Origin of the sequence: Hyalangium sp. (assembly GCF_045802625.1) — a bacterium.
Classification (GTDB): domain Bacteria; phylum Myxococcota; class Myxococcia; order Myxococcales; family Myxococcaceae; genus Hyalangium.
Map to the genome: position 1 here is coordinate 1 of NZ_JBJMQP010000083.1, position 9,394 is coordinate 9,394.

The following is a 9,394-nucleotide window of genomic DNA, read 5'->3' on the forward strand; positions in this document are numbered from 1 at the left end:
CCGCGCGTCGAGCGCATCGCTCAGCAGTCCGGGGTCGAGGTGGAGATCGTGAAACGCTCGGACCCTACGCCCGGGTTTGTGCTCCAGGCCAAGCGCTGGATTGTGGAGCGCACGTTCGGGTGGTTGAGCCGAGAACGACGCTTGGCCAGAGACTACGAGCGAACGGAGGAGTCCTGCGAAGCGTTCGTCTACCTGGGCATGATCCGGCTAATGCTGGGCCGCCTTGCCTGAGTGCCTTGGCTCAACACCCTCTTAGAGCTCCTTTCACAACCCCGAGTAGCGGCTCTCACTCCTCGGGGGCCGCACCCCAGCGATGGGGTTATGAAAGGAAGTCATAGTGGTGCGCCCGGCACTTCATGAAGGCGAGAGCGCCTTGCGGGCCCACAAGTCCCTGGAGGCGAGCACCGCGCCGCCCACGATGAAGAGGCAGGCCAGCGCCAGCTCGACGCTCGGGCGTGCGCGCCCCGCCAGGACGAGCAGCAGCGTGGAGAGCAGCGGCGTGGAGTACGAGAGCCCTCCCAGCGCCTTGATGTTCCCGCGCTTCATGCCCACGTCCCAGACGAAGAAGGCCAGCCCCATGGGCCCCAGGCCCATCAGCAGCAGGACGCCCCACTCCAGCGGGCTCGGCCACACCGTGGGCTCGAAGGCCAGGTGGCAGAGCGCCGCGAGCACGGCTGTCACTCCGCAGAAGCCTCCCACCGTGTCCGTGGGCACCGAGCCAAAGCGCCTCGACAGCACCGAGTACGCCGCCCATGTCACCGCACAGCCGACCGCCGAGGCGTAGCCCACCGTGTACTCGGCTCGGAAGGCCACGCGCCCCCCGCCCGTCACCAGCAGCAGCGAGCCGCACAGCCCCAGCACCACCCCGGCGATGTGCCACCAGCGCAGGCGCTCGCCCGGCAGCAGCGCCGAGAACAGCACGATGAGCAGCGGCCACAGGTAGTTGATCAGGTTGGCCTCCACCGCGGGCGCCGTCTTCAACGCCATGAAGTAGAGGAAGTGGTAGCCGAACAACCCGCCCACGCCGATCAGCCACACCGCGGCGGGCTGGCGCAGGTGGCCGGAGATGCTCTCGCGGAACAGCAGCCACTTGCCCAGGCTCAGCACAAAGGCCAGGGCGAAGGCGATGGTGACGATCTCGAACGGAGGAATGCTCCCCGTGCCCGTCGCCATCAGCGCCAGACAGGCCCAGAGCAGGATGGCCACCGCGCCAACGGCCGTGGCGCGAGGAGTGGAGGCTGCGGAGCGAGTCGAGGCCATGGCGAGGCGCTCCTTATATCCGGAGCCCCCGCCTCCCGGTGCGCGCGCCTACCGCATCAGCAGCGAGGCGGAGTGGAACTCGCTGGCCTGCCGGAAGGCCATCTTCGCGGAGCTGTCCTTCTCCAGCTTCGCCTGCACCGACTTGGGCAGCTGCGCGTACAGGTCCTGCCCCAGCAGCTCCTCGATGTGGTCCACCGACGTGCGCGAGTCGTCCAGGAACTTCGCGATGTCATCCTGATTGGTCGGCGCGTCCTTCACGTTCGGCACCATGTACGCGAACATGCTCAGGTTGCCGTTGGGCAGCTCCAGCAGCACCGTCTTGAAGTTGTGCGTGGGCACGGCGATCTTCCGCCCGTCCGGGCCGATGGTGCCGATGGCATCCGGCGGTAGCGGCTTGCCCTGCTTGTCCAGGTACAGGTTGCCGGTGACGACGTAGGCCTTGCCGCCGGTCTCGCTCACCATGTCCCGGACCGAGTCCTCGAGCGTGGCCCATCCGTCCCGGTTCACGTTCGGGTACTGCGGAGCCATGTTGCTCATCAGGTGGCTCTCGTCCATGGCCTCCTGCGTGGGAGAGTCCGCCGCGGGCTTCATGTGCCCCCGATCAAAGCCCGTGCGCAGGTAGTCCGTGTCCTTCACCGCGGCGTCGCCCAGCTCGGGATCCGCGTGGAACTCGCTCTTGTCCCGGCTCACGCCGGCCGGCCGCTCCTGGAGGTCCGCCGCCGACAGCATGTGCGTCACGAACGAGGGCACGTTCTTCGACTGATCCAGCGAGATGCGCATGTACTCCTTGAGCAGGGACAGGCCCGTGTTGGGGCCGCCGGGGCGCAGCGGATCCAGCTCGCCGGCGCTCTCGGCCACCTTGCTCTCGAACATCGCCCCCTTCTGGTCCGGCAACCACTCGGACTCCGCATCCTTACCGGCCTTCAGGGACTTGATGTACTTGTCCAGTTCGGTGCGCGACAGCTTCCCATCTCCATTGCCGCCGAGCCGATCCGCGCGCTGGGCCACCGTGTCCTGCCACGCGCTGTCGAAGCCATCCGCCGCCACGAAGCGCTTGCCCCCCGAAAGCTTCTGATCCAGCGCCGCGCGCTCCTGCTGCAGCGCCGTGGAGGTGAGGAACCGCGCGTCGTCCGGCTGCTGCAGGTAGTGCTCCACCTCCGCCGCTGACACGCTGCCGTTGCTCTTGCGGCTCTTCGTGGCGCTCGACGCGTCCGCCGCCTTGAGCAGATCCGACTGCCAGCTGCCCTCGGGCCAGCCGAACTTCCGCTGCATCTCGGAGATGGGCACCTCGCGCGCCGTGGAGCGCCGCCAGCTCCCGCCCGTGGTGGGCACCGTGGTGCCCAGCTTCAGCGTGGGGATGAGGTCGCTCGGAGCGTTCTTCGCACGGATCTCCATGCCCATCTCCTGAAGCCCCGCTGGGGGAGCAAAGTGCCGGTGTATGGAATTATCTTCTCCAACTTCCGAGAAGTTGCGGCCCAGGGGTTACATTTTGTGAAAACAGGGGGTTAGCGGATCCGCTCGCTCTGGGCCTTTTGGATCCGCTGGACGAGGTGGGCCTCGGCCTGGAGCCGCTCCACGTAGGTGGCCGGCAGGGCGGCGCGCTCGGCGGCGCGGGCGTGGGACACCAGGAACTCCACGCTGATCGGCCCCGGGGGCGCGTGCCTGGGAGCCGGTGGCGTGAAGGTCCGCGCGGAGAGCACGGCCCCGGTCGCCGTGCGCACTCGCACCGGGCGCTCCTCCGCGGCCGAGGCCAGCGTCGACTCCAGCCGCGCCACCAGTGGCCACACTTGAGCCGGCATGCGCCGCAGCAGCCCCATCACCCGCCGGCCCGGCGCATCCACCAGCCGCGCCACTCGGCCTCCCCAGTCCGGGGCCGGCGCGTCGTAGACGAGCTCCACGTCGAGCGCCTCGGCCAGCTCACCCTCGGGCAGCTCGAGGACGGGAGTGTTCCGGAGCCGCTCGCGCGCCACCTCCGGAGCGAGCGAGAGCGAGAAGGCGAACCAGGGCAGCGGCGGAGTGCCGGACATGGCTCCAGTCTGCCTGGGCGCGAGGCCGCCGTCTCGCGAAAGGCCGCGCTCCTGTCCCCCGGCGAACGCGGGGCGTGGAGGCTCGGCGCCTCACTCCTGCTCCGGCGCCGCCTTCCAGCGTGGGGCCTCGTCCGGAGCGGGGCGCCCCTCCAGCAGCTCATGCGGGCGGAACGTGCCCTTGTAGCGCAGCGAGGCGCACCCCTGGACGCGGTAGCCCAGGTACACCCAGGAGCGGCCGCGCTCGCGAGCCAGCTCCACCAGCTTCACCACGTTGGCGGAGCCCGGCGAGCAGTCCGCATAGTCCGGGTGGAAGAAGAAGTACGCGGCGCTCCAGGACTGGGGCGTCTCGTCACACAGGCCCACCGCCACCAGCCGAGGCCCGCCCTCGGCCTCATCGTCGTACCAGGCCACCTCGCGGGCGCACGGGTGGGGGAAGGCGAACTGGAGGAAGTATTCGCGGGGGCTCAGCTCCGAGGGCTCCCACTCCCGAGCCTCCTCCCGCCACGCGTGCCACGCGTGGTACAGCTCCAGCCGCTCCCGGTCCACTCGAGGCGCGCCCACCTCCACTCGGAAGCGAGCGCAGGCGGCCTGAGCACGGCGCTGGCTGCGGTTGGGGCGGAAGGTGGCGGTGGGGATGCGCAGGGTGACGCACTCGGCGCACGCCTGGCAGGCTGGCCGGAAGTACGTGGGGCCAAAGCGCCGCCACCCGCGCGACAGCAGCTCCTCGAACTCCTCGGGCGACACCTCCGTCATCACCTTGTGCTCGAGCGAGGACTGCTGGCCGGGCAGGTAGCTGCACGGGCCAGGAGGCTCCGTGACGTGGTGGTGGATTTTCGCCATGGGCCCTTCTTGATTCGAGGCTGGCGCGCTCCCTGTCAAGCACTGCCTGCCCGCCCGCTCGGCTCAGGGCGGCGCGGGCGTCATGCCCTCCGGATGCTGGTGAAGAGGATCAGCCCCGCGGCCAGCGCCGCCACGGTGAACCACCCGGCGCTGCCTCGGAGGCAATCCCTCACCCACGCGGCGTCCACCGTGCCCTCGGGCTTCTCGGAGACAGCGTGGAGGAAGCGCGTCAGGCTCCAGAGTCCACTCGCGAGGAACGCCGCCACCGGCGAGCCCCACACCACCAGCCACGCCACCGAGCCGCTCCCGCCACCCAGCAAGGGCCACCCCCACCCCTGCGCCCGCGCCAGCGCGAACAGCCCGAGCACCCCCAGCGCCACCCCGGCGGCGATGCTCCAGTAGCGCACCCGGTCCGCCCGCCAGAGCGCCTCGACGAAGGGAGGGTTCGCCCCGCCGAAGACGACCTGGTGATAGCCCTGCAGCTCGCGCTCGAGCCGGAGCTGCCGCCCGTGCGCCTTGGCCGCCAGCAGGAACGTCACCACGCTCGCGGCGAGGACCATGATCGTGCGTGCGCTCATATCGAGCCGTCTCCTTTCACCGCGTACGTGTTGCCGGAAGTTCGCCACGCGCCCTCCAGCACGCGCGGACGAACCTCCTCCAGCGCGCCCAGCTCGTTGCCCGTCGGGTCATGGAGCACAAGGCATGGACCATCGGGCGTCTCCACCGAGTGGGCCCCCTTCAGCCCCCGAGCCTCCGCCGAGGCGCGAAAGGCCTCCAGGTCCTCCACGGCGTAGATGGGCAGCGTCGACTTCGCGGGGCGGTGATCCGCCAGGATGTAGAGCGGGCCCTCGCCCAGCCGGACCGCGGCCACTTCGGCACCGAACCGGCGGAAGTGCCACACCAGCTCCGCGCCCAGCACCTCCCGGTAGAAGGCCAGGTCCTCCGCGAAGCGCGCGGTGCCGACATAGAGATAACGGAGCGGGCCGAGCCGAAGGCTCTCCGCGGGGTTGGACTCCGAGGAACGCATCACTCCCTCCCTGGGCTGCGTAGATCCACAGCAGCAAGCTCCAGCCGCCACCAGGCCAATCCCCACCTGCGTCCCCAGGTTCAGGGCCACCCGCGTCCACTCCAACACGTTCGGCCGGAGGCAGCGCCGGAGCACACCCTGGGATGGCCTGTTCGGGATTGACGAGCTGGGGAGCCGGAGAACGGATACCGGCAAACTCCAATTTTACCGCAAGAGAGGCATCTTCCCAACTCCCCTGGTCATCTGGGCAGAGCCGGGGGTGGGTGCTGGCACAACGCGGCTGAAGCGGCTTAAGTGTGCCCCCGGCTGATCCGCCCCCTGCGCCTCAATGAGCCCCTCCCCCGCAGCTGAAATCCGTATCGGCACCGTCCTCCGAGAGACCTACGAGCTCACCTCGCTGCTGGGAAAGGGGGGCATGGGCTCCGTCTTCCTGGCGCGGCACCTGCGCCTGCCCGGCAAGCAGGTGGCGGTGAAGGTGCTGCTCCACAGCGAGGACCTGAGCCAGGAGCAGTACGCGCGCTTCCGCCGCGAGGCGGAGATCGCCTCCCAGCTCGGCCACCCCAACATCGTCGAGGTGGTGGACTTCCACAGCCTGGAGGACGGCACGCCCTACCTGGTGATGGAGCACCTGCGCGGCGAGAGCCTGGCGAACCGGCTGCGCAAGGGGCGGCTGACGCTGCGCGAGGCGTTCTCCATCGCGCGGCAGATGGGCTCGGCGCTCCAGGCCGCGCACCGGGCCGGCGTGGTGCACCGGGACTTGAAGCCCGCCAACGTCTTCCTGGTGCCCACCGAGACCGAGGGCATGGTGGCCGAGCGGGTGAAGCTGCTCGACTTCGGCATCTCGAAGCTGATGGGCTCGCAGACGCTGCAGACGCAGGAGGACGTGCTCATGGGCACGCCCCGGTACATGGCGCCCGAGCAGGCCATGGGCCGCAACAAGGAAGTGGATGCGCGCTCGGACATCTTCGCCTTCGGCTGCATCGTCTACGAGATGCTGTGCGGAGACTCGCCCTTCTCGGGCGGCACCATCGCCGAGGTCGTCTACCGCGTCGTCCACGAGCAGCCCGAGTCCCTGGCCTCCCGAGTGCCGGACCTGCCCGGGCGCGCGGTGGCGGCGGTGGACAAGGCGCTCTCCAAGGCGGCGAAGGATCGCCACCAGGACGTGGCCACCTTCATCGCGGAGCTGACCGGCACCCCGCTGCAGGCGCTCTCCGCGCTGGGGCCGGACCCCACGCCCATGCCGCTGCGCGGCGCCCTCCGCCCGGATGATCCGTCCGTGGGCACGGACATGGAGAGCGGCACGGATGCCACGTTCGTCCCCTCGCGCTCGGGGGTGGCCACCCCCGCGGAGATGGCCCCGGGAGGCGCGGCGGATCCAAGCATGGAGGTCGGCTCGACGCTGGCGGCGTTCCGCGCCCAGGACGCGCAGGCCCCCGCTCAGCCTGCTTTCCCGGTGACGGCTTCTCGCAGGCCGACGGATATGGAGATGGCCGCCGTGCAGCTGGCTGGCACTCCCGGTCCGAGCGCCCAGCCCGCCGCGGCGATCAATCCCGCGCCTCGCTCCGCGGCTCCCGTCCCCGTGGCCTCGCCCGCCGTGGCTCCGGTGGCCACGGCCCAGCCTGCGGCTCGCTCGAAGTCCCCGCTGATCATCGCGGCCGTCGTCGTGGTGGCGCTCGTGGCCGCCGGGCTCGTCGTGGGGCGAGGGATGCTCTCCACCTCGAGCTCCACTTCCACCTCGACTTCCACCCCGGCGCCGAGCCCGAATCCGCCGGTGGCCGCGACCCAGCCTGTCCCTGTCGCTCCTACGGTGGCGCCGAGCACGCCCACTCCGCCCCAACCCGCCGTTACGCCTACGACGCCCCCCTCCACGACGCCACCGGCCATCGCCACCGCCGAGACCAAGCCCCCGCCGTCTTCCCCTCGCGGCAAGGCCGAGGTGATCCCCGACTCGGTGCGCAAGGAGCTGGATGAAGCGGAGCAGGCGCTGAACTCTGGGGACTTCAACGGCGCCATCCGCATCGCCCAGCGCACCCTGCAGGTCCAGAAGACGGAGTCCGCTCGAGTGCTGATCGGCCGCGCCTACTGCCAGCGGCAGGACCTGGGCAACGCGAACGCGCAGTACCGGAGCCTGTCCGCGAGGGGGCAGAAGCAGCTGTTCGACTACTGCGCGAAGGACTCGGGCCTCAAGCTCTCCAAGTAGAGCACCACCGGAAGCACCGGCTTCACAGTCCCCATAGGGAGGGGGAACAGACATGAGAAACACCCTGGCAACGGTCATCGCCGTGGGCGTGCTGGCCAGCACGCTCGCGTCCGCGGAAGCGCCGGTGAGTACCGGCAAGGTGTTCACCGGCCCGGAGGGCGAATCCGTGGCGGTCATCCCGCTCACCACCCAGGGCCCCAAGGGCGAGAAGCAGGCCCTGCTCTATGTCCAGGGCACGGGCACCGCGTTCGACGGCAAGCCGCTGCTGCACTCCGTCAACGAGCAGAGCCGGGGCGTCGACTACATCACCCAGTACAGGGGCGATGACTACTACACGCTGGTGATGCGCGAGCCGCACGGCGCTGGCTCCAAGAAGTACGAGCTCTACACGCCCGGCCACCGGGACGGCCTCACCGTCTCCTACGACGAGAAGCGCTCGCAGGGGCTGAAGGCGGAGGACATCTATGCCCAGTACCAGAAGCTGCAGAAGGACGGCACGCTGGCGAAGCTGGCGGCCTTCAACCGCCAGGAGCGGGAGTCCGGCCAGCAGGAGGGCTTCACGAAGGTGCTCAAGGCCATGAACGACGCCTGCGGCACCAGCGTCACGGCCAGCATTGACTGGAAGAGCATCTCGGACGAGGTGATCAAGCAGTACAGCATCTCCTCGTACTGCGGCAATCCGCTGGAGGCGTTGGGGAAGCTGTGCGAGTCGCCGGTGGGAAAGAAGATCATCCAGGCCAAGGTGAAGAAGTACTCGTGCCAGTTCGGCCCGGAGCTGAAGCTGGACGTGAAGGCGGGCGCGGTGAGCTTCACCACCCAGCAGGACGCCGCCAATCAGGAAGAGTTCGCCACCGAGTACTTCAAGAAGAACCTCTAGCCGGAGCCTTGTTCATGCACTCTCGACACCTCCTCACCGCCGCCGTCGCTCTGCTCTCGGGCACCTCCTGGGCCATCGAGCCTCCCTGGGGCAAGGGAGAGAGCCTGGGCGAGCAGCTGTTGCTGGAGCAGACCACCGTGTGCACCGACGGCAAGGGGCACTACGTGGTGCTGGCTCCCCACGAGCAGAAGGGCAAGCAGCTCTTCTACGGAGACGGGAAGACGCTCACCCAGGTGGCCCAGCCTCCCTTCGGCGTGCCGGGCACGGACTTCCTCGAGCCGCGCTTCTACAACCCCACGGCCAACCCCAGCTTCCGGGGCACGGACTGGCGGGTGTACTCGGGCGTGGAGCTGGACTCGGAGAAGAAGACGTGTGAGCTGCGCTGCGGAGAGCGCACCATGGCGCTCACCGTGATGGAGCCGGAGAAGGCGGCGAAGCTGCTCAAGGAGGCGAAGTACGAGCCCAACCCGCAGAAGTACGTGCCCTACGCGCTGCTGCGCGATCTCGCGGGCAAGTACTACCTGGTGGAGCGCGGCTTCGGGCCGGAGAGCGAGAAGAGCTTCCGGGTGCACGTGGGGCCCAAGGGGGCCATGAAGCTCCAGGAGATGAAGGACATCGTCTCGGACTCGGAGGGGCAGATCTTCTCGACGAAGAAGGGAGACCTGCGGCTGGTGGTGGACAAGGCCGAGGCTCCGGTGTGGATCGAAGGTGCCAAGAAGAAGGTGGAGCTGAAGGTGGTGCCCATCACCGAAAACCTGCCGATGATCTACAACGAGCTCGGGGTGTACGCGGGGGCCCGCCTGGGCACCCCGTGTGATGATCAGTGACGCCTCGGCTCTGGCTTCGGCGCCAGCCCCACGCGCGAGCAGTGCGCCGAGGTGCTGGAGCGGGACGTCAACGGCAAGCCCGTGACGCGGGCCATGCGCCTGGGCATGGAGAAGCACGACCTGGCCATGGCGTGCATCCAGCAGAAGCTCAACACACTCCGGCCGGGCGGCTTCAGCCTCAACCAGCGCTACCGCTTGAACTCCCAGACAGGAAAGTGGGAACCCCTGAGCCGCACAGAGGTCGAGGCCCTGCTGCGCGCCGGAGGCAAGGAGCTGGTGGGCACCATCGAGCCCGATACCGTCATCCACACCGGCAATGCGGCTGAAGTCCTGGAC

General features: G+C 69.2%; 10 protein-coding genes and 1 pseudogene. 5 read left to right on the forward strand and 6 right to left on the reverse strand.

Annotation, left to right across the window (positions count from 1 at the left end):
* Positions 1–231: transposase (locus ACJ8AT_RS15750; RefSeq protein WP_407738458.1), on the forward strand; the 231-nt coding region annotated here is incomplete at its 5' end.
* Between the two features lie 123 nt (positions 232–354).
* Here the strand turns inward: ACJ8AT_RS15750 and ACJ8AT_RS15755 are convergent.
* The 6 genes from ACJ8AT_RS15755 to ACJ8AT_RS15780 form a co-directional block, all read right to left on the reverse strand.
* Positions 355–1,260 carry a DMT family transporter gene (locus tag ACJ8AT_RS15755; RefSeq protein ID WP_407738552.1) on the reverse strand — a complete coding sequence of 302 codons (906 nt, stop codon included), beginning with the start codon at positions 1,258–1,260 and terminating at the stop codon, positions 355–357.
* 48 nt (positions 1,261–1,308) lie between these two features.
* Entirely contained in the window at positions 1,309–2,655 is a 1,347-nt protein-coding gene (locus ACJ8AT_RS15760) for a DNA/RNA non-specific endonuclease (RefSeq protein WP_407738553.1), read from the reverse strand.
* Positions 2,656–2,765: 110 nt separating this feature from the next.
* A complete protein-coding gene (locus ACJ8AT_RS15765; RefSeq protein ID WP_407738554.1) occupies positions 2,766–3,287 on the reverse strand; it encodes a gamma-glutamylcyclotransferase in 522 nt (173 codons plus the stop codon).
* Between the two features lie 90 nt (positions 3,288–3,377).
* Positions 3,378–4,127 carry an arginyl-transferase family protein gene (locus ACJ8AT_RS15770; protein ID WP_407738555.1) on the reverse strand — a complete coding sequence of 250 codons (750 nt, stop codon included), beginning with the start codon at positions 4,125–4,127 and terminating at the stop codon, positions 3,378–3,380.
* A gap of 80 nt (positions 4,128–4,207) precedes the next feature.
* Positions 4,208–4,705: a hypothetical protein gene (locus tag ACJ8AT_RS15775; RefSeq protein ID WP_407738556.1), complete on the reverse strand. Its 498-nt coding sequence runs from the start codon at positions 4,703–4,705 to the stop codon at positions 4,208–4,210.
* Complete coding sequence (locus tag ACJ8AT_RS15780) at positions 4,702–5,154, reverse strand: VOC family protein (RefSeq protein WP_407738557.1); 453 nt, start codon at positions 5,152–5,154, stop codon at positions 4,702–4,704. Before ACJ8AT_RS15780 ends, ACJ8AT_RS15775 begins: the two co-directional genes overlap by 4 nt.
* Positions 5,155–5,482: 328 nt before the next feature.
* On the opposite strand from ACJ8AT_RS15780, the gene ACJ8AT_RS15785 reads away from it, so the two are divergent.
* The 4 genes and pseudogenes from ACJ8AT_RS15785 to ACJ8AT_RS15800 form a co-directional block, all read left to right on the forward strand.
* Entirely contained in the window at positions 5,483–7,354 is a 1,872-nt protein-coding gene (locus ACJ8AT_RS15785; protein ID WP_407738558.1) for a protein kinase domain-containing protein, read from the forward strand.
* A 52-nt stretch (positions 7,355–7,406) separates the two neighbouring features.
* A complete protein-coding gene (locus tag ACJ8AT_RS15790; RefSeq protein WP_407738559.1) occupies positions 7,407–8,231 on the forward strand; it encodes a hypothetical protein in 825 nt (274 codons plus the stop codon).
* 14 nt (positions 8,232–8,245) lie between these two features.
* Complete coding sequence (locus ACJ8AT_RS15795; RefSeq protein ID WP_407738560.1) at positions 8,246–9,058, forward strand: hypothetical protein; 813 nt, start codon at positions 8,246–8,248, stop codon at positions 9,056–9,058.
* A gap of 51 nt (positions 9,059–9,109) precedes the next feature.
* Positions 9,110–9,394, forward strand: a pseudogene (locus ACJ8AT_RS15800) (hypothetical protein); the annotation flags it as partial.